Genomic DNA, 20,379 nt, shown 5'->3' on the forward strand with positions numbered 1-20,379 from the left:
TTTTGCAAAATTAAGATATTTTACTAAAAAAATAATAATTTTTAGTTTTCATTTTCTTTGACTTTATCAGTTTTTTGTACTTTTTGTTTTAATCTTTGATAAATTTCACAATAATGCATCAAATAAGCATCATTTCCTATAGATGCAATTTTACCTTTATCAAGCACTGCAATCTTATCAGCATTTTCTATAGTGCTAAGTCTATGAGCAATAATAAGAATCAAGCGATCTTTTTTTAGACTTTCTATAGTTTTTACTATAGCTTTTTCGCTTTCATTATCAAGTGCTGAAGTGGCTTCATCAAAAATTAAAATTTGAGGATTTTTGTATAAAGCTCTTGCTATAGCAATGCGTTGTTTTTGCCCACCTGAAAGATTTTTTCCATGCTCTTTTAATTCAGTGTGTATGCCACCAAGTTCTTGTACAAAACCATAAGCATTAGCTTGTTTTAAAACTTCTATTACGCGTGTTTCATCGTATTCTTTAGCATAAGCAATATTTTGAGCTATGGTATCATTAAATATATAAATATTTTGAGTTACTAAAGAGATATTTTCTCTTAAACTAATAATATCAAAAGAACTAATATCTTTTTGATTAATTAAAATTTCTCCGCTATCTTTTTCAAAAAAATACATTAAAAGATTAATAATAGAAGATTTTCCTCCACCACTTGAGCCAACTAGAGCTAGAATTTCTCCTTTATTAAAAGAAAAATTTATATCTTTTAATACCATTTTATCTTTTTGATAGCTTAAAGATACATTTTTAAAATGAATATTTTGAATACTTTCTGTAAGTTTTTCATTGCCACCTTTAATTTGCGGTTTTAAATCAGTTAGGTAAAAAGTTCTCTCGCTTGCTGCTACTGCATTTTGCAATCTTGTATAAAGTGATGAAAGCCTTTTAATAGGGGTATAAGCCATAAATAAAGCTGTAGTAAAGCTAAAAAAAGAACCTATGCTTAAACTTCCTTCTATAACTTCTTTCCCTCCTATTATAATTACTATTGCAAATCCAATTGAACCCATAGATTCCATTAAAGGACTGCTTAAAGCTTCGATTCTAATGCCTTTTAAAGAAAGTCTGCAAACTTCACTATTGGTTTGGCTAAATTTTTGCATTTCGTTTTTGTTGGCATTTGAGGCTTTGATGAGTTCTATATTAGAAAATATTTCACTCAATCTTGAAGTAAGATCAGAATTTTTTTCTTGAGTATTGCGTCCTATTTTTTTAATTTTTTTAGCAAAAATAGCAAGAGGATAGATTGCCAAAGGTAAAATCACTAAAGCAAAAAAAGCAAGTTTTGGGCTTTGATAAATTACCACGCTTAAAAGTCCAATTGCAGTTAAACTTTCTCTTAAAATTTCAGGTATAATGGTAGAAACAATATTTTGCAAAGCTCCAATATCAGAAGTACATCTGCTAATTAGTTCTCCACTTCTATATTTTTGAAAAAAACTCATATCCAAACGCAAAAGATTACCAAGAACTAATTCTCTTAATCTTCTTAAAATATCTGTTCCAACATACGATATATAATAAACTTGCATATAAGCACCAAGATTTTTTAAAGCATAAATTAAAACAACAAGAAAAGGCATATAATAAAGTAATTCAACATTTTTTTCTATAAAAATTTTATTTAAAATAGGTTCTATGATATAAGCACTAGCTGCTGTTCCACCACTAGTTAAAAGCATACCTATAATAGCTAAAATAAAATAAAACCAATACTCTTTATAATAAGGCTTAAAGCGGATAAAAACTTCTTTAAGCTTCATTTCTTTGTAATTTTTATCCATTTTTCTCCCATACAACACCATTTGGTGTATCCATTAAAAGAATATTCTCTTTAGCCAAATCATCACGAATTTGATCTGCTAAGGCGTAGTTTTTTTCTTGTTTTGCCTTGTTGCGTAGAGTGATTTTTTCTTCTATTTCTTGACATTGTCCTTTACTAATGCCAAATTGAAAATATTTTATAGTATCTATAAAACCTATACCAAAAATGAATGCAAGTTCTTTTAAAGTTTTTTCTAGTTTAGTTTTATAAACTTTATCTTTTGGATTTTGATCTAAATAAATATTGCTTTCATTGATAAACTCATCAAGTAAAGCTAAAGCTTTAGAGGCATTTAAATCATCATTTAAAACTTCTAAAATATTTTTAGTAATTTCGCTTTCTATGATGGTTTTTTCATCTATAAAAGCATTTAAATTTAAGCGTTTTTTTAGGCGGTAAAATTTATCAAGCCTTTTTTTAGCAGCTTGTAAATCTTCTAAAGCATAGTTAAAATGTGCTCTATAATGCACGCTTAAAAGATAAAATCTCAAAACCTCACCATTAAAAAGCTTCAAAGAATCTTTTAGGAAAAAGCTATTCCCTAAACTTTTACTCATTTTTTCGCCATTAATTTGTACAAAGCCATTATGCAACCAAAAATTAGCTAGCTCGTGATTGTTTTTGCAACGACACTGACAAGCTTCATTTTCATGATGAGGAAAAAGTAAATCTATGCCCCCTGCATGAATGTCAAGTTTATCTTTAAAAATACTTTCTATCATCACAACGCATTCTGTGTGCCAACCTGGTCTTCCTTTGCCAAAATTTGCAGGATAAAATTTTTCATCAAATTTCCATAAAACAAAATCACTATCATTTTTTTTAGTTACACTTTCTTCTAAGCGTGTTTGATTATCTTCTAAATTTCTTTTAGAGATATAAAAGTATTTATCATCTTTGCTAGTGTCAAAATAAATTCCATCTGCTAGTTTATAAGCTAGGCTTAATTCTAAAAGTTTTTCTATATAAGTAATCATTTGCCCAATATAAGCTGTGGCCTTTGGTTTAAAATCAGGTTCTAAGATATTAAGTGCTTGCATATTTTCTTCATATCTTTTAATATAAAAATTTGTAATTTTTTCTAAGCTTTGATTATTTTCTTGCATTTTTTTTAAGATTTTATCATCAATATCAGTGTAATTTCTAGCAAAAACCACTTCATAATCACTTGCTAATAAAACTCTTCTTAAAAAATCAAAACATACGCTACTTCTTGCATGTCCTAAATGTGCATCATCATATACAGTAGGTCCACATAGATAAATATTTACTTTTTTTTCCTCATGTGGTGTAAATTTACATTTTTTCTTCAAAACACTATCAAAAAAAACCATTAAAATAAACCTTTAAAAAATGATAAATTTCAATTAAAAATTGTATTAAAATATCTTTAATTTCAAATAAGCCTAAAGCAAATAAACTTAAAAACACTATGCTAATAAGCCAAAATTTAACTCTAAAAATACCCCAAAGATTTTTAAGTCCAAATTCTTTTATATTAGCATATAATAAATAAAAAGCACTAATAGATGAAGCAAGTGCAATACCTAAGCTCTTATAAGCTTCTTCTTTGATAAGTAAAATAATCACTATGCTAAAAAATGCTGATATAAAAAGTGTTTTAAAGGCTATTATAGCAGCTATTTTTTGTTTAAATTTAGCATAAAGCCATAAAGAAAAAAGCTTTTGTAAGCCAAAGGGTAAAAGTCCTAAAAGATAAGCTTGTAATAAAAATGCAGTGATTTTTGTATCTTCTTGATTAAAATTTCCTCTTTGAAATAAAAACTCCACAATTTCTTTAGCTAAGATAATCCCTACTATACTAGCTAAAATTAAAAGCATGCTTAAATACTCAAAAGCTTTTTGCATAAAAGCTAAGGCTTTTTGCTCTTCATTTGCTTTTAAATGTCTTAATATTTTTGGAAAACTTACCTGACTTAGGGCGATTGCAAAAAGTGCTAAGGGAAGTTGAAAAACTCTGTTAGAATAATATAAATATGAAATACTTCCAGCCATTAAAAAACTAGCTATAGTGGTATCTAATAAAGAACTAATTTGATTAGCAGAAGAGCCTAAAAGTCCATGGGTAAAAGTAGAGTGGAATTTACCTAAGTTAGCTTTTGTTTTTTTAAATTTTATGCTTAAATACATACTTTTTAAAATTCTAGTATTTTTTAAAGCAAAAATATGCCATATAAGTTGAGCTAGACCACTTAAAACAGTTGCATACGAAAAATAATATAAGGCCTCTAAAGACTTATCTTGGCTAACAAAAAATCCTGCAATAACTACAAAAAGATTAAAAAATGAAGCAGAAAAAGAAGTGATGAAGAAATTTTGCTTATAGTTTAACAAGGAGCCTAAGAAAGTTACTAAAAAAATAAAAAACAAATACCAAAAATTGATAGAAACTAAAGGTGCTGCTAAGATAATAGTTTCTTTATTGAAACCAAAAGCAAAAATTTTTGTAAAAAATTCAGCAAAAAAGCCTACTAAAACACAAGTTAAAAAAACAATGATACTAAATTGCAATAAGACATTCAAACAAAAAGCACCTTTTTTACTAGCCTTTAAAAAACTTGGTAAAAAAGCTTGTCCAAAAGCTCCTTCTGCAAAAATTCTTCTAAAAAAGGCAGGCATTTTTAAAGCAACAAAGAAAATATCACTATAAATTCCAGCTCCTAAATACAAAGCTAAAACAATATCTCTTAAAACACCCATAATTCTAGAAAATAAAATTCCTAAAGCATTGATGATAAAATTTTTAAAAATGATATTTTTTTTCATTAATTTTTATTCTTTAAATATTAGTTTGAATATTATAAAATTTTTGCAATAGTATTTTAACTAAATTTTGATTTTATTTTTGCTAAAATCAAAATTCTAACATATATGTAAGGAAATTTGGTTATGAAAGAAAGTAAAATTTTATATACTAAAGACCCGTATAAAGAACTTTTGGCATTTGCTTCTGAGAGTAAAAGTGAAATTGAGAACCTTGATTTTAAACTATTAAGTTTTAGTACTTCTTATACTTATGATAATCAAGAATGGATAAAAGTAAATGAAAAAGAATTAAAAATTTTTGAAGAAGATGAAAAATTTTTAACGCGTGAATTAAATATAGAACAAGAGTATAAAATAGAAATTTATTTTAAAAAGTTGGCTGATAGACAAAAATTTGAAATAAATTTACAAGCAAATGAAATTTGTACTATATTAAAAGCTAATGTAAAACCTAGTGAAATAATTTTTTATTATGATAAATTGGCGTTAGATCTTTTAGAGTCTATTTATAAAACAATGATAAAAGAAAAGTATTTGCTTGGTTTTAGAAGTTTTGATTTAAAAAAGAAAATAATTGATCTTAATACTAAGATTAAAGAAAAACAAAAATTTGATTTTGAAGTTGAATTTGAAGTTAGTAGAGGAATTGAACCGCAAAATCCTACAGATGAAAAGATAAAATATCATTATCTAGAAAACTTAAAAAAATATAACGATGTAATGAATAGAAATTATGTAGCTCCTATAGGAAAAGATGAAATAGCTATTGAAAGAATTAAGCCAAAAGAAGGTAGAGATGGTAAGGATTTAAGATTTAAAATTTTAAAAGCTCTTCCGCCAAAGACTAACAAAGAAAAAATTATTTGTTCTGATGAATTTGAAATTAAAGAAGATGATGAAAGTGTAAAGTATATTGCCAAAAAAGATGGTTTCATTATACAAAGAAAATCTATTTATGAAATAGAGAATTATTTGGAATTTAGCAAAGTTGATTTTAAAAGCACAGGATCAATTTGGGCTGGTTTTGATAAACAAGTTACTATTGTAATAAGAAATACAAATTCTTTAGATGATGCTGTAGGACCTAGAATTACTGTAGAAGCACAAGAATTGGAGGTTACAGGTGATATAGCACAAGATGCCGTTTTAAGAGGTAAGAAAGTAATTCTTAAAGGTAGCATGCATCATAGAAGTACCATTGTGGGAGAAAAAGTTGAAGTAAGTGTTTTAAGAGGATATTGTGAGGCAGAAGAATTAAGTGCTGAAACTTTGGAAAATGGTGTAGTTAAAGCTAAGAAAGTTGTTTTAAAGAAAGCTACGGGTGGAGAGATTATTGCAGATGAAATTTATATACAAGAACTTGGTGGAAATTGTGTTTGTAATGCTAAAAGTTTAATTCATATTGACAAAATTCAAGGAAGTGGTAATAAACTTGTTATACAAGATTTAAAAGCTTTTGGAAATGACAAAAGTGGAGAAGAAATTTTGTCATATATTGATGCTTTAAAGAGAGAACGAGATGATTTAATTAAAGAAATTGAAGAAACAAAACATACTATTCATGTAAGTAAAGATTCTGTGCGAATTTTGCAACAAAAAGTAAAGGAATTAATGAATGCAAAAAGTTCTATACCGCAGGCTTATAAAATAACCATAAAAGATTTTAATCAAAAAATAGAAAATTTAAGTGTCTTAAATAATAAAATAGAAAACCTAAGTGAAGAAGAAAAAATAAGTATAGAAAAACTCAAAAAAATACAAGATAATTTATTGAAATCAAAAATTATCAACCAAAGTGGGAAATGGACAGATTTAAATGAAGTGAAATTTAGTTTATTGTATCCTAGGAAAGAGTTAATTTATCATCCGCATAGTGAAGAAAAAATTCAATGTTTTGAACTTGAAAAAATTGATGCTGAGGATGGAACAAATATCTATGAGATTCGAATTATAAACAATTATAAGGACAAGGAATGATAGATGATAGTAACTATTGAAGGAATTGTAATTAAGAAAGAGCCTACTTTTGTAGTTATAAAAACTTCTAGTGGAATAGGTTATGGCGTCTTTGTATCGTTATTTTGTTCTAGTAGTTTTGAAATAAATCAAAAAATAGAGTTTTTAATTACACAAATTATAAAAGAAGATTCGCATAAATTATATGGATTTTTGGACGTTAATGAGCAAAAAATGTTTGAAATGTTGATTAAAATTAGTGGTATAGGAGCAACTACAGCTATGGCTCTTTGCTCAAGTTTAGATACAAATACCTTTTATACAGCTTTGCAAAGTGGCAATGAAAGTGTATTTAAAAAAGTTCCTGGTATTGGTCCAAAAAGTGCAAAAAGAATTATTGCTGAATTAAGTGATGTAAAAATTAATATAGAAAATTCTAATCAAGTTCATACGCAAGCTTTAGCAGCCTTACTTTCACTTGGTTTTAAACAAGATAATATTTTAAAGATTTTAAGGACTTGTGAAAGTAAAAATACCAATGAGCTCATTAAAGAAGCTTTAAAAAAATTAGCATAGTAAAAGGAAAATGTAATGATATATGGTGTAATTTTTGGTGCAAATTCTTATGAACATGAAATTAGTATAGTAAGTGCAGTGGTGTTAAAAAAAGTTCTTAAAGCACAAAAAAAGTTTATATTTTGTGATAAAAATAAGGAATTTTTTCTCATAAATGAAGAAAAAATGAATGCAAAATTTTTTAGCAGCGGTGCTTATAAAAAAGAAAAAGTTTTAGTATTAAAGCAGGGTGGATTTTTTTATAAAACCGTACTAGGTGAAAAAAAGCTTAAAATAGATGTGGCAATAAATATAGTACATGGAAAAGATGGAGAAGATGGAAAAATAGCAGCATTGCTTGATTTTTATGGTGTAAAATATATAGGACCGCGTTTGGAAGCTAGTGTTTTATCTTTTAATAAAATTTTAACAAAACTTTTTGCACAAAGCGTTGGGGTGAAAGTATTTGACTATAAAACATTAAATTTGTATAAAAAACAAACAAAATCTCTGAAATTTCCTTGTATTTTGAAACCTGCAAGACTTGGAAGTAGTATAGGTATAAGCATAGCAAAAGATGAAAATGAACTTAAATATGCTAAAGATGTAGCTTTTGAATTTGATGAGGATATAATTGTAGAGGAATTTATAAGTAATATTAAAGAGTATAATTTAGCTGGTTGTATGATAGATGAAAAAATTGAATTTTCTATCATTGAAGAACCTAAAAAAAATCAAATTTTAGATTTTGAACAAAAATACTTAGGTTTTTCGGAAAGCTCTAAAGTGAAAGAAGCAGATATCGGTGAGAGTTTAAAACAAAAACTTAGAGAGAATTTTACTAAGATCTATGATCCTTTATTTAAAGGGTCGTTGATACGCTGTGATTTTTTTGTAGTAGATAATGAGGTTTATTTAAACGAAATTAATCCAAATCCGGGTTCTTTAGCAAATTATTTATTTGATGATTTTACACAAGTAATAAACCAATTAGCTAAAAATGTGGAGCTTGAAAAGCAAATTAAGATTAACTATGCTTTTATTCATAATATCAATGGGCAAAAAGGTAAATTATAACCATGGCAACTTTTAGCAAAGACGAAATTTATACCGCTACAGAGGTAGTAAGAAATTTCAGCACTATGCTTGAAAAAACAAAAAAAAATGAAAATGGTAGAGTAGTAATTGTTAAAAATAATAAATTTGAAGCCGTGCTTTTGAGTTTTGAAGAATATGAACGTCTAAATGAAGCAGTGATACTTTTAGAAAAAATTTATAAAGATAAAAAAGGCTAAAAATGGCAAAAACTAGAGTATATTCAAATGGATATTTTTACGACTTAAGTTATGAACTTGTAAATCCAAAATGTGAAAAATCTATACTTATTTTGCATGGCTGGGGAGCTAATAAAGAGCTTATGAAGCAAGCTTTTGAAAAATTTTTAAGTGATTTTAAACAAATTTATTTAGATTTACCTGGTTTTGGAAATTCAAGTATAAATATACCTATAGATTCTTATGGCTATGCTAAAGTTGTAGAAAATTTTTTAACAACAATTGAGCAAGATATTGATTATATAATGGGACACTCTTTTGGCGGTAAGATTGCGACTATTATGTGTCAAAATTCTATTTTTAGAGGTTTAATTTTACTTTCAAGTGCAGGTATTGTTTTGCCAAAAAGCTTTAAAATAAGATTTAAAATAGCCTTATTTAAAATTTTAAAAAATCTTCCTTATGGGGATTTTTGGAGGCAGTTTTTTATAAGTAAAGACGTTCAAGGTATGAATGAAGTAATGTATGAAACTTTTAAAAAAGTTGTAAATGAGAATTTTGAAAATGAATTTCAAAAAATTAAAAGTCCTATTTTGATTTTTTGGGGTAATGAAGACAAAGCTACACCTTTAAAAAGTGGTGCAGTCATTCATTCTTTAGCACAAAAAGGAAAATTTTTTGCATTAGATGGAGATCATTTTTTTTTCTTAAAACATGCTGATTTTATATGTGAAAAAATACATGAGGATTTTTTAAAAAATGATTGAAATGTTAGCTTTTCTAAGTTTAAATTTTTTACTTGGTTTTTATTTAATTTTAACTTTACAATGGTACTCTTACAAATTCTCACGTATTTTTTTACATTTCGCAAAACCTTTGTGGCATTTGTATTTTTTATTTATTCCTTATTTTGCTTTTATTTTTGCACTTTGTGATGGAAATTTTTATTTTTATTTTGTAATTTTTATTTTGTCCTTACTATATGGTGGATATTTATATAAAAATTTAGATAAAAAATTAGTTTTTACAGCAAGAATTAAGCGTTATTTTTTATTTTTATTATTTTTTACTTTAATATTTATGTCATTTTTTTGGACGGGTTTAGAAGCTTTAATAGTAACTTTTTTATTTAGTTTTTTTGTAGAAAAAATTAACCAAAAATATTTTATAAAAAAGGCAGGTGAAAAAATTAATAATAATTATCATTTGAAAATAATTTTAATTACTGCAAGCTTTGGGAAAACTAGTATTAAAAATTTTTTATATGAGCTTTTGAAAGATGAATTCAAATGTTATAAAACTCCAAGAAGTATTAATACTTTTATGGGCATCGTAAAAGATATTAATGAAAATCTGCAAGATGATACTCAAATTTATATTGTAGAAGCTGGTGCAAGAGAACAAAATGATATTTTAGAAATTACAGAGTTTCTAAATCCTCAAATTTGTATAGTAGGTGAAATTGGTTTAGCACATTTAGAGTATTTTAAAACTCAAGATAATATCCGCAATGCTAAGTTGCAGGCATTAAAATCTAAGCGTTTGGAAAAATACTTTTTACATTCAAGCACCTTATATGAAAATGAATTTTATGATGAGTATTTAAGTGATGTTAGAGCAAGTCTAGAAGGTCTAGATTTTAAAGTAAGATTAGATGATAATATTTATGATTTTCATGCGAATTTATTAGGTGCTTTTAATGCTTATAATATTAGTGTGTGTATTTTACTTGCCCATTATTTAGGAATAAAAATAGAAAATATTACAAAATGTGTATCGAATTTAAAAGCAGTTGAACATCGTTTGCAAATAATTTCTAAAGAGCCTAAATTTATTATAGATGATGGCTTTAATGGAAATTTTAATGGTATGAGTCAAAGTTATGAGCTCTGTAAAAGTTATCAAGGAAGAAAAGTTTTGGTAACTCCTGGTATAGTCGAAGTAAATGAAGAAGAGAATATAAAATTATGTAAAATTATTAACGAGTGTTTTAATTTTGTGATTATTACTTCAGAAACCAATAGTGCAATTTTGCAAAAATACATTACTTTAGATTTTTTTGTATTAAAGGAAAAATCTCAATTAGTGCAAACTTTGGCAAAATTAACCAAAAATGGAGATTTGATTTTATTTTCTAATGATGCACCAAGTTTTATATAAAACCATTTAGCTTAAAAAGGCCAAATGGTTTCCATAAATTTTGTTCCCCAAGGTTTGCGGGTTGATTTGTCTATATCGCCTTCTGTTTTATAGAGAATTTTTGCATCAGCTATATATTTGCTATCTATCATATTATCTTGAGAAATATCATAAGGTCTTATAACTCCGCTTAGTTGAATAATTTGCTTTTCACCATTGATTAAAAGTTCGCGACTTCCTTCTATGAAATAATTCCCATTTGACAAAACTTTAATTACTCTAGCAGAAATTGTAGTTTGAAAATTTTCACTTCTAGTTTGAGAACCTGTACCTTGATATTGCGAAGTGCTTGTTGTTGTATAACCTACGTTAGTATAATCATTTAAAAAATCCCTGACTTTACTAAGCCCTGCACCAGTAGTTATTTGGCCTCCACCTAAATTGGCATTATTATTTTTACTTGTGGCTTTAGAGCCTTGCGAGTTTTGTGTAGCATTTTCTCTAATAACTACTGTTACTAAATCATTAACATTCATAGCTTTTTTATCGGAAAATAAAGGATTATCCCCTTTGCCAAATAAAGATCCAGGGTTACTTTGAGTGTTATTGTTTTGCTTTGGTGCTAATTCTTCTACATATACTGGCGGTTTCATATTAATATGCGGATCAACAGTTGCACTACAACCAAACATTACAAAAGGTAACAAGTAAAAATTAACATTTTTAAATTTCATGGCTTTATAACCTTATATTATTGTGATGAATTTTAAAATTATTATATTACAAAAAAATAATTATTTTGTTAAAAAGAGAAAAAAATGAAGTCTATGTTTTTATTAAACTGTATTGATGAGAATTTTTTGCAGCAGTGTTTGAAAAAAATACAGAAAGAAGTGGTTTTTTATTTTCCTGTTTTTTGTGAAAAAACCCAAGAAAAAATAATTTCCATTTGTACGCAAAAAAAAATAAATATAGCTTTTTTTAGCAGTTTTGAAAAAAATAATTATCAGACTAAATTTACCCAAAATTCAAATAACTTTTTTAAAAAAATAATTCAAGATTATGAAAAAATAAAAAAAGAAAATGATTTTGTTATAGTGGTTGGGGTGGATGATTTTGGTTTAATGGGGGATTTGAGTTTAAATATAGCTTTGGCTAAAGAGCTAAATGCTCCATTATACACAAAAAGTCAAGATGAAAACCATGCTATGCTAAATTTCTTACTAAGTCAAAAGCTTAGTGAATTTGTTTTATTAAAAGAAAATGAAGATTTTACTCAAGATTTGTTGCAAGAATATGCTTATAAAACTCAAGCAAGATTTTCTTATGAGCTTTTTGAAAAAGCAAAAGCAGATAAAAAAATAGTAGTTTTACCTGAAAGTTTTGATGAAAGAGTGTTAAAAGCTAGCGAATTTTTAATGCAAAATGAGATTGTTGATTTGATTTTACTAGGTGATAGTAATGAAATTTGTGCTAAAGCTAATAGTTTAAATATCAATATTGATGGTGTGCGTATTATAAATCCTAAAAATTCTCAATATAACGAAGAATTTGAAGAACTTTTATATGAAACTAGAAAAAGTAAAGGCATGAGTAAAGAAGAAGCTAAAAAATTTGTACAAGATAAAACATATTTTGCAACTTTGCTAGTTCATACTCAAAAAGCTCACGCTATGATAAGTGGTGCAAGTACAACTACTGCCGAAACTATTCGTCCTGCATTACAAATTATAAAAACAAAACCTGATGTGAGTTTGGTTTCTGGTATGTTTTTTATGTCTTTAGAAGATAGGGTTTTGGTTTTTGCTGATTGTGCTGTTATGCCAAATCCAACCCCAGCACAAATTGCTGAAATTGCTTATGTGAGTGCAAATAGTGCTAAAGCATTTGGACTTGATCCAAAAATAGCTTTACTCTCATATTCTAGCGGAGATAGCGGGAGTGGAGCTAGTGTAGAAGCAATTAAAGAAGCTACTAAAATAGCTAAAGAAAAATATCCTCACCTTGAAATAGAAGGTCCTATACAATTTGATGCAGCATATGATATGCTAACAGCAAAGAGTAAAATGCCAAATTCTAAAGTAGCAGGAAGAGCAAATGTATATGTGTTTCCTGATTTAAATGCGGCAAATATTTGTTATAAAGCAGTGCAAAGGACAGCAAATTCTTTAGCTATTGGCCCGATTTTACAAGGTCTTAAAAAGCCAATTAACGATTTAAGTAGAGGTTGTTTAGTAGAAGATATTATTAATACTGTGATTTTAAGTGCTATTCAAGCACAAGAACAAGGAGAATAATGAAAATATTGGTTTTAAATTCAGGATCATCTTCGATTAAATTCAAGTTTTTTGAAAAAAATGAAGCTTTAGCATCTGGTTTGGTGGAAAAAATAGGCGAGCAAAGCTCTAAAATAGAACTAAAAGATTTAAAAAGCGGTCAAAAATATCAAAAAGAATTAACAATTAAAAATCATGAACAAGGTATAGAGCTGGTTAATGAACTATTTGCTCAAAGTGGAATTTTACATGATTTAAATGAGCTTGATGGATGTGGTCATAGAATAGTTCATGGAGGTCCAAATTTAACTAAACATTGTTTAGTGGACGATGAAGTTTTAAAAGAAATTGATAGAGTATCTCATATAGCACCTTTACATAATCCTGCACATTTAATTGGTATAAAAACTATGTTAAAAACCGCTCCTAATGTTCCTAATGTAACTGTTTTTGACACAGCTTTTCATCAAAGTATGCCTGATTATGCTTATATGTATGCTTTGCCTTATGAGTTTTATGAAAAACACCAAGTAAGAAAATACGGCTTTCACGGTACATCACATTCTTATGTAAGCAAGCAAGCTGCGCGTATACTTGGTAAAGATATTAATGAATTTAATGCAATTAGTGCTCATCTTGGAAATGGTGCGAGTGTTTGTGCTATAGAAAATGGAAAATGCGTAGATACTTCTATGGGCTTTACTCCGCTAGAAGGTTTGATCATGGGAACTAGATGTGGAGATATCGATCCTGCCGTATTGCCATTTTTAGCAAAAGAATTAAATTTAAATCCGTCTGATTTAGATACTATAATGAATAAAAAAAGTGGTGTTTATGGAATTTGTGGGTTTAATGACTTTAGAGATATTGAAGCTCAAATTGAAAAAAATAATGAAAAAGCAAGACTTGCTCTTGATATGTTTTGTTATCGTTTGAGTAAATATATTGGCTCGTATTTTGCAATTTTACCTAGGGTTGATGTATTGATTTTTACAGCTGGCATAGGCGAAAATGATGATATTGTTAGAGCAAAAGTTTGTCAAAGACTAGCACATTTGGGATTTGATATAGATTTAGATAAAAATGCACAACTTAGAAATGGTGAGATTAGTAAAAAAGACTCTAAAATTAAAATTTTAATTGTTCCAACAGAAGAAGAATTAGAAATAGCTAAAATTACTACAGAACTTATTAAAAATAAATAAACCTTGAGTTTTAAACTCAAGGTTTATTTTAAAATGCAGGAACTACTGCACCTTGGTATTTTTCATTGATAAAATCTTTTACTTTTTGACTTTGTAAAGCCTTTATTAAAGCTTTGATTTTAGGATTGTCTTTATTATCTTGAGTGGTTACTAAGATATTTGCATAAGGGCTTTCTTTGCTTTCTATTAAAATAGAATCTTTTACAGGATTTAAATTTGCTGATAAGGCATAGTTTGAATTAATCACTGCAAAATCAACATCATCTAAAGCTCTTGGAAGTTGCGCTGCTTTTAACTCTTTAAATTTGATATTTTTTGGATTATCTTTAATATCAAGTGGAGTTTTTAATGCAGTATTTTCAAAACTAACTAGTTTAGTACTAGCGATAATATCCAAAGCTCTACTTTCATTTGTTGGATCATTTGGTACAGCTATGGTAGCATTTTGTGGAAGATCTTGGATGTTTTTATATTTTTTAGAATAAACTGCCATTGGTTCGATGTGAATTTTTGCAACGCTAATTAATTTTGTGCCTTTATTAGCATTAAACTCATCTAAATAAGGCTGATGTTGGAAAAAATTTGCATCAAGTTCTTTACTATCTGTACTAAGATTTGGCAAAACATAGTCATTAAATTCCTTAATTTCTAGCGTATAGCCCTCTTTCTTCAATAAATCTTTTGTTTGCTCTAAAATTTCAGCATGGGGAACTGGCGTGGCACCTACAGTGATAACTTCATTAGCAAATAAACTTGCACCTAAAATTGTGCTTACAGCGAGCAATTTTAACAATTTCATTTTAACTCCTTTTTATAGTTTAAAATGTTTGATTATATTATAAAAATATTAATAAGATAAGAAAAGTTTTATTTTTGTTTGTTTTTGTATTCTTTGGCAAAATTTATAAGCTGTGTTGTAAATTTTATATACCCCCCCCCATACCAATTTTTTTGAGCTTGAATAAGAGCTTGTCCTATTTTATAAGAATAGGTATTTTGATTTTTTATACCTTCACTTTTATAATCATCATAGCTTGATAAAGGTGGAAGTTTGAGATAGGGTTTTGTTTTTAAATCTTTTTGATATTGCTTAGCAAGTTTTGTGTGTCTATAATAAATCTTTAATAAAGTAAAAGGTAATAAAGGAATTTTTTTCTTATTTTTAGTACATTCTATAAAAGCATAGCCTAGTTTGTATGATAAATGATATCTTACTCTTGCTTTTGCTTGGGTATTGATAGCTTTTATTCCATCTAAATATTTACTTCCACCTAGTTTTAACCATTTTTCATAGTATTCTTGCCATTTAGGCCATGTTTGATTGCATAAAGCATTATTCCAAAAACGATTATTACTACCTTCTGCATGTGTTATGGAAGCATTTTGTGATATATTAGTTCGATAATCAATGTTCCCATTATATGTATCTTTTAAATCTTTTATTTTAAACTTATTTTCTAAAATTAGTAAAGTAAACAATCCTTGATCGTTTAAATTTTGAATATTATCGTTTAAATGTTCATAAATAAATTGATGACATCGTAAAGGATTTGGAATAAAATCGGTAAAGACTAAAATTCCAGTTAAATATGTGCGTTTTTTATGGAATTTGTTTTTTGCAGGTAAGCTTTCAAGAAGTAAAGTCCTACCTAATCTTGCACCAAAATGATATTTTCTAGCTCTTAATTTACTAAGTTCATCTATACTTTTTAAAAGTAAAACATCAAAATCAAGATAAATAATACTCTCACATTCATGCAAAAACTTAAAAGCTTCAAATCTTGCAAAAGCCATATGTGTCCATCTTTTTAAAAAAAATAAATTATTAATATCGCTTTGATTTTTACCGAGAGTAGCTAAAAAATCTTCTTGAGTAAATGAAATAAATTTAATTGCTTTATTTTTAACAATTTTTTGCATGATATTTTGATCATTTAAGCTAAAGCCATCGTGTAAAATATAAAATACATCTACTTTTTCACTCATAACATCCATGATATTAATGAGTAAGGTTCCTATGGTAAAGCTTGAATTTTTAGTTGCTGCTAGTAAAATACCAAGTTTATATTTCATTGTTTATCTTTTGGTAATTTTGTAAAGTATATTTCCTATAAATTGTATGATTTGCACTAGCATAATCAAAATAACAACAGTTTGGATCATAATATCAGTTCTAAAACGCTCATAACCATAGCGAATAGCCACATCGCCTAAACCTCCACCTCCAACAGTTCCGGCCATAGCAGAAAAACCAATGACAATGATTAAAATTAAGGTAACACCATTGATAATGCTTGGCAAAGCTTCACTAAACATAACCTTAAAAATGATTTGTGTTTTACTAGCCCCATAAGATCTTGCTGCTTCTATAATACCAGCATCAATTTCCTTAAAAGCACTTTCAATCATTTTAGCTAAATAAGGTGCAATTCCTATGGTAAGTGGCACTATGGTAGCGGTTGTACCTATACTAATACCAATGAGGTATTTTGTAAAAGGACTTAAAACTACAATAAGTACTAAAAAAGGAAAAGATCTTAAAATATTTATAATAAAGTCAAGTATACTATAAATACTTTTATTTTCACACAATCCGCCTTTATCGGTAATAGTAAGTACGATTGCAGGGATAAGCGCAATTAAAAAAGCTAAAAAAGTAGCTGTAAAACTCATATAAAGAGTTTCTAATAAAGCTGGATAAAGTATATTTTCAAAATTTCTTAAAATTGCTTCTAAATTCATTATACAAGCTCCCAAATAACACCATTTTCTTGTAGATAATTTAAAACTTTTTCTTGATCTTTAGCTTCTATATTGATTACTAAATTTCCCAAAGCATTATTGTTTAATTTTTCTATCTTGCCCCAAACTATGTTAAAATCAATATTTAAACTTCTAGCCATATGAGTAATAATGCTTTGATTTGCTTTTTCTTTGCAAAAGTACAAACGAACATTAATTCCATTTTGTGGCAAAAATTCACTTTCGCCTAAAAATTCACGCATTTTTTCACTTGGTTTTAAAAATAATTCTTCAATTTTTCCTTGACCTATGATTTGTCCATGTTCTAACAATACCGCCTTTTGTGCTATTTGTTTTACTGCTTCCATTTCATGAGTTACTAGTACTACGCTAATATTAAATTCTTGATTGATTTTAGCAATAAGTTCTAAAATATTATTTGTAGTATTTGGATCAAGTGCAGAAGTAGCCTCATCACTAAGTAGAATTTTAGGATTTAAAGCAAGAGCTCTAGCTATAGCTACTCTTTGCTTTTGTCCTCCACTTAGCTCATTTGGGTAAGCCTTGCTTTTAGCTAAAAGTCCCACAAGATCTAAAAGCTCATTAACTCTTTTTTGGATTTTACTTTTATCAAAATTATGAATTTCTAAAGGCATAGCTACGTTTTCAAATATATTTTTTCTACTCATAAGTGCAAAATGTTGAAAAATCATTCCTATATCTTTTCTAAAAGTTCTTAGTTCTTTTTCTTTTAAAGTAGCTATTTCTTTGCCAAAAACTTGCACACTACCACTTTGATAATTTTCCAAACCATTAATACATCTTAACAAGGTAGATTTTCCTGCTCCACTATGTCCAACAAGGGCATAAATTTCACCTTCTTTAACTTCTAGTGATACATTATTAATTACAAGCTCTTTACCATAATATTTTTTGAGATTTTGTATTTTTATCACTTATTTGCCTTCTAAATTAGAAATTTCATCATTGATTTTTTCAAGCTGAGTTTTAATGCCTTCAAGTTGAGTTTTATTTTGTTCAACGACTGCAACAGGTGCATTAGAGATAAATTTTTCATTTTTCATCATAGCATCTAGCTTGCTAAATTCTTTTTCAAGTTTTATTTTTTGATTATTAAGTCTATTTAAAACACCACTTAAATCAAGATCTTGAGTTGGTATAAATACTTCTAAATTTTCACTTACATCTCTAATAGATTTTTCTAAATTTGTGTTAATAAACTCGATGTTTTCGCATTTTGCAAGTGTTGAGATGAAATTAGTGTAATTTTTTAACTCAGCCGTTAAACTCTCATCGTTTAATTTTATACAAGCTTTTTGAATTTTTGTATTTGCAAGTTCTACTAAGGTTTTTGCACGGCGTAAACTTACTATACTTTCTATAACGATATTAAATAATTTTTCTATTTTTTCATCTCTAGAATTAAATTTAGGATATTTTGAAATCATTATAGATTCATGAGTTTGAATAGAAGTTTTACTTAACTCATGGTATAAGTATTCACTAATAAATGGCATGAAAGGATTTAAAAGTTTTAATGCTTCTTTAAAAATACTTCCAAGTTCTTTTATACTTGATTTTTCAGCCTTACTAAGCTCGATCCCCCAATCACAAAATTCATCCCAAAAAAATCTATACAAAGTATTTGCTGCATCATTAAAGCGGTAATTGTCTAAATTTTCTCTTGTTTCTTTTACGCATACTTCAAAACGAGATAGCATGTATTTTGCTAAATTAGTTTGAATTTTATTTTTATCTAAATCTTCAAATTTTTCTTCATTTAAAAGTAAAAATTTGCTTGCATTGTAAAGTTTGTTGGTAAAATTTCTAACTTGTATGAGTTTATCATTGCTTAATTTTATATCTCTACCTTGGATAGCTAAAAGAGCAAGAGTAAAACGCAAGATATCAGCACTGTATTCATCCACGCTTTGCACAGGATCAATTACATTACCTAAAGATTTACTCATTTTTCTACCTTGCTCATCTTTAATTAAAGCATGTAAATATATATCTTTAAAAGGAAGCTCACCTAAGACATTAGTGCTTTGAAACATCATTCTAGCAACCCAGAAAAATAAGATATCAAATCCAGTGATTAATAAAGAATTTGGATAAAAATCTTTTAAATCATCTTCATACCAAAGTGTGTTTTTGCCCCAGTCTTTATTACCCCAACCTAAAGTACTCATAGCCCAAAGACCCGAAGAAAACCAAGTATCTAAAACATCAGGATCTTGTTTGAAATTAGTGCTTTGACATTTTGGACACTGACTTGGAGTTTCTTTGCTTGCCCATTCATGAGAGCATTCACAATAATATACAGGAATTTGATGACCCCACCAAAGTTGTCTTGAAATACACCAATCTTTTAAATCTCTCATCCAAGCATTAAAGCTATTGATCCAATGTGTAGGATAAAACTTACTATAGCCAAGATTTACTTTTTCTATGCTTTCTTTAGCAATTTCATTTTTCACAAACCATTGTTTAGAAATATATGGTTCAACCACATTTTTACAACGATAGCAATATCCTACTTGATTAGTATAATCTTCTATCTTTTCAACAAAACCTTTTTCTTGCAATTCTTTAATAATAATATCTCTTGCTTTTAGTCTTTCTAAGCCCTTAAAATGCAAACAATGTTCATTTAAAATACCTTTTTCATTAAAGATGGTAATAAATTCAAGTTTATGTCTTAAGCCTACTTCATAGTCGTTATGATCGTGTGCAGGGGTTACTTTTACAAATCCAGTTCCAAATTCCATATCCACATGCTCATCTGCAATAATAGGAATTTTTCTATCTATTAAAGGCAAAATTACATTTTTGCCTATTAAGTGTTTAAATCTTTCATCGTTTGGATTAACCATCACAGCACTATCGCCAAAATAAGTTTCTGGTCTTGTAGTGGCTACTACGATGTATTCTTGAGAATTTTCTAAGAAATATTTTAAATAATATAATTTTCCTTTATTTTCTTTATGTTCTACTTCTATATCGCTTAATGCTCCATCATGAGTGCACCAATTTACCATGTAATTTCCACGCACAATAAGCTTTTTATCATAAAGATCTACAAAGGCTTTTTTTACTGCATTTACTAGACCTTCATCCATAGTAAAGCGTAAACGACTCCAAGCAGGAGTGATACCTAAAATTCGCATTTGCTTAACTATAGTGTCACCACTTTGCTCTTTCCATTCCCATACTTTTTTTATAAATTCTTCTCTACCAAGTTCTTCTTTTTTAATGCCTTGAGCTAAAAGTTGTTTTTCTACAACATTTTGTGTTGCAATGCCTGCATGATCAAGCCCTGGTTGATAAAGAGTCTTATAACCATCCATTCTTTTATAACGCGTTGTAATATCTTGTAAAGTACAAGTTAGAGCATGACCTATGTGTAAAACGCCTGTTACATTAGGTGGTGGCATCATAATACAAAAGTTTTTACCTTTTTCTTGAATTTTTTCATTACCATTGATTTCAAAATATCCGCGTTCTTCACAAATTTTATAATATTCTTTTTCTAATGATTTATCATACATAATTGCTACCTTGAGAATGAAAATAAA

The 20,379-nt window shown here is 27.8% G+C and carries 16 protein-coding genes and 1 pseudogene; 8 read left to right on the forward strand and 9 right to left on the reverse strand.

Annotated features, from left to right (window positions below; translation table 11 throughout):
- Positions 1 to 41 precede the first annotated feature (41 nt).
- The 3 genes from CAQ16704_RS03335 to murJ are packed head-to-tail and all read right to left on the reverse strand — an operon-like array spanning position 42 to position 4,633.
- A complete protein-coding gene (locus CAQ16704_RS03335; RefSeq protein ID WP_039666868.1) occupies positions 42 to 1,805 on the reverse strand; it encodes an ABC transporter ATP-binding protein in 1,764 nt (587 codons plus the stop codon).
- Entirely contained in the window at positions 1,798 to 3,180 is a 1,383-nt protein-coding gene (cysS, locus tag CAQ16704_RS03340; protein ID WP_039666869.1) for a cysteine--tRNA ligase, read from the reverse strand. Before cysS ends, CAQ16704_RS03335 begins: the two co-directional genes overlap by 8 nt.
- Positions 3,167 to 4,633, reverse strand: a complete 1,467-nt coding sequence (murJ, locus tag CAQ16704_RS03345) for a murein biosynthesis integral membrane protein MurJ (protein WP_052244983.1) — start codon at positions 4,631 to 4,633, stop codon at positions 3,167 to 3,169. Before murJ ends, cysS begins: the two co-directional genes overlap by 14 nt.
- A gap of 123 nt (positions 4,634 to 4,756) precedes the next feature.
- On the opposite strand from murJ, the gene CAQ16704_RS03350 reads away from it, so the two are divergent.
- Genes CAQ16704_RS03350 through CAQ16704_RS03375 form a run of 6 tightly spaced genes read left to right on the forward strand, consistent with a single transcriptional unit; the run spans position 4,757 to position 10,578 of the window.
- Positions 4,757 to 6,610, forward strand: coding sequence for a flagellar assembly protein A (locus CAQ16704_RS03350; protein ID WP_039666870.1), 1,854 nt, complete (start codon positions 4,757 to 4,759; stop codon positions 6,608 to 6,610).
- Between the two features lie 3 nt (positions 6,611 to 6,613).
- The gene (gene ruvA, locus CAQ16704_RS03355; RefSeq protein ID WP_039666871.1) at positions 6,614 to 7,165 is read left to right on the forward strand and encodes a Holliday junction branch migration protein RuvA; all 552 of its coding nucleotides are present in this window, start codon (positions 6,614 to 6,616) and stop codon (positions 7,163 to 7,165) included.
- Between the two features lie 15 nt (positions 7,166 to 7,180).
- Positions 7,181 to 8,221: a D-alanine--D-alanine ligase gene (locus tag CAQ16704_RS03360; RefSeq protein WP_039666872.1), complete on the forward strand. Its 1,041-nt coding sequence runs from the start codon at positions 7,181 to 7,183 to the stop codon at positions 8,219 to 8,221.
- Between the two features lie 2 nt (positions 8,222 to 8,223).
- Positions 8,224 to 8,439, forward strand: coding sequence for a type II toxin-antitoxin system Phd/YefM family antitoxin (locus CAQ16704_RS03365; RefSeq protein ID WP_039666873.1), 216 nt, complete (start codon positions 8,224 to 8,226; stop codon positions 8,437 to 8,439).
- 2 nt (positions 8,440 to 8,441) lie between these two features.
- Complete coding sequence (locus CAQ16704_RS03370) at positions 8,442 to 9,185, forward strand: alpha/beta fold hydrolase (protein ID WP_039666874.1); 744 nt, start codon at positions 8,442 to 8,444, stop codon at positions 9,183 to 9,185.
- Positions 9,178 to 10,578, forward strand: coding sequence for a Mur ligase family protein (locus tag CAQ16704_RS03375; protein ID WP_039666875.1), 1,401 nt, complete (start codon positions 9,178 to 9,180; stop codon positions 10,576 to 10,578). Before CAQ16704_RS03370 ends, CAQ16704_RS03375 begins: the two co-directional genes overlap by 8 nt.
- Positions 10,579 to 10,589: 11 nt before the next feature.
- Here the strand turns inward: CAQ16704_RS03375 and flgH are convergent, their stop codons facing one another.
- Complete coding sequence (gene flgH / locus CAQ16704_RS03380; RefSeq protein ID WP_039666876.1) at positions 10,590 to 11,291, reverse strand: flagellar basal body L-ring protein FlgH; 702 nt, start codon at positions 11,289 to 11,291, stop codon at positions 10,590 to 10,592.
- Positions 11,292 to 11,375: 84 nt separating this feature from the next.
- Here flgH and pta point away from each other — a divergent pair, with 84 nt between their 5' ends.
- Both pta and CAQ16704_RS03390 read left to right on the forward strand, forming a co-directional pair.
- Positions 11,376 to 12,854 carry a phosphate acetyltransferase gene (gene pta, locus CAQ16704_RS03385; RefSeq protein ID WP_039666877.1) on the forward strand — a complete coding sequence of 493 codons (1,479 nt, stop codon included), beginning with the start codon at positions 11,376 to 11,378 and terminating at the stop codon, positions 12,852 to 12,854.
- Positions 12,854 to 14,038, forward strand: a complete 1,185-nt coding sequence (locus CAQ16704_RS03390; RefSeq protein WP_039666878.1) for an acetate kinase — start codon at positions 12,854 to 12,856, stop codon at positions 14,036 to 14,038. The genes pta and CAQ16704_RS03390 overlap by 1 nt, the downstream gene beginning before the upstream one ends.
- 28 nt (positions 14,039 to 14,066) lie before the next feature.
- Here the strand turns inward: CAQ16704_RS03390 and CAQ16704_RS03395 are convergent, their stop codons facing one another.
- The 5 genes and pseudogenes from CAQ16704_RS03395 to CAQ16704_RS03415 all read right to left on the reverse strand — a co-directional run bounded on the left by CAQ16704_RS03395 (position 14,067) and on the right by CAQ16704_RS03415 (position 20,352).
- Complete coding sequence (locus CAQ16704_RS03395; RefSeq protein WP_039666879.1) at positions 14,067 to 14,837, reverse strand: MetQ/NlpA family ABC transporter substrate-binding protein; 771 nt, start codon at positions 14,835 to 14,837, stop codon at positions 14,067 to 14,069.
- A 68-nt stretch (positions 14,838 to 14,905) separates the two neighbouring features.
- Positions 14,906 to 16,111: a glycosyltransferase gene (locus CAQ16704_RS03400; protein WP_052244984.1), complete on the reverse strand. Its 1,206-nt coding sequence runs from the start codon at positions 16,109 to 16,111 to the stop codon at positions 14,906 to 14,908.
- Between the two features lie 9 nt (positions 16,112 to 16,120).
- A pseudogene (locus CAQ16704_RS03405) lies at positions 16,121 to 16,756 on the reverse strand (methionine ABC transporter permease); the annotation flags it as partial.
- A gap of 23 nt (positions 16,757 to 16,779) precedes the next feature.
- Positions 16,780 to 17,736 (reverse strand): methionine ABC transporter ATP-binding protein, encoded by a 957-nt coding sequence (locus tag CAQ16704_RS03410; protein ID WP_039666880.1) that lies wholly within the window; start codon positions 17,734 to 17,736, stop codon positions 16,780 to 16,782.
- A complete protein-coding gene (locus tag CAQ16704_RS03415) occupies positions 17,737 to 20,352 on the reverse strand; it encodes a valine--tRNA ligase (protein WP_039666881.1) in 2,616 nt (871 codons plus the stop codon).
- Between the last annotated feature and the right edge of the window lie 27 nt (positions 20,353 to 20,379).

It is taken from the genome of Campylobacter sp. RM16704 (assembly GCF_000816245.1).
GTDB lineage: Bacteria > Campylobacterota > Campylobacteria > Campylobacterales > Campylobacteraceae > Campylobacter_D.

Bases quoted from the DNA above. Each gene is read 5' to 3' on its own strand.
- CAQ16704_RS03335 (WP_039666868.1), bottom strand. From the start codon at position 1,805: ATGGATAAAAATTACAAAGAAATGAAGCTTAAAGAAGTTTTTATCCGC.
- cysS (WP_039666869.1), bottom strand. From the start codon at position 3,180: ATGGTTTTTTTTGATAGTGTTTTGAAGAAAAAATGTAAATTTACACCA.
- murJ (WP_052244983.1), bottom strand. From the start codon at position 4,633: ATGAAAAAAAATATCATTTTTAAAAATTTTATCATCAATGCTTTAGGA.
- CAQ16704_RS03350 (WP_039666870.1), top strand. From the start codon at position 4,757: ATGAAAGAAAGTAAAATTTTATATACTAAAGACCCGTATAAAGAACTT.
- ruvA (WP_039666871.1), top strand. From the start codon at position 6,614: ATGATAGTAACTATTGAAGGAATTGTAATTAAGAAAGAGCCTACTTTT.
- CAQ16704_RS03360 (WP_039666872.1), top strand. From the start codon at position 7,181: ATGATATATGGTGTAATTTTTGGTGCAAATTCTTATGAACATGAAATT.
- CAQ16704_RS03365 (WP_039666873.1), top strand. From the start codon at position 8,224: ATGGCAACTTTTAGCAAAGACGAAATTTATACCGCTACAGAGGTAGTA.
- CAQ16704_RS03370 (WP_039666874.1), top strand. From the start codon at position 8,442: ATGGCAAAAACTAGAGTATATTCAAATGGATATTTTTACGACTTAAGT.
- CAQ16704_RS03375 (WP_039666875.1), top strand. From the start codon at position 9,178: ATGATTGAAATGTTAGCTTTTCTAAGTTTAAATTTTTTACTTGGTTTT.
- flgH (WP_039666876.1), bottom strand. From the start codon at position 11,291: ATGAAATTTAAAAATGTTAATTTTTACTTGTTACCTTTTGTAATGTTT.
- pta (WP_039666877.1), top strand. From the start codon at position 11,376: ATGAAGTCTATGTTTTTATTAAACTGTATTGATGAGAATTTTTTGCAG.
- CAQ16704_RS03390 (WP_039666878.1), top strand. From the start codon at position 12,854: ATGAAAATATTGGTTTTAAATTCAGGATCATCTTCGATTAAATTCAAG.
- CAQ16704_RS03395 (WP_039666879.1), bottom strand. From the start codon at position 14,837: ATGAAATTGTTAAAATTGCTCGCTGTAAGCACAATTTTAGGTGCAAGT.
- CAQ16704_RS03400 (WP_052244984.1), bottom strand. From the start codon at position 16,111: ATGAAATATAAACTTGGTATTTTACTAGCAGCAACTAAAAATTCAAGC.
- CAQ16704_RS03415 (WP_039666881.1), bottom strand. From the start codon at position 20,352: ATGTATGATAAATCATTAGAAAAAGAATATTATAAAATTTGTGAAGAA.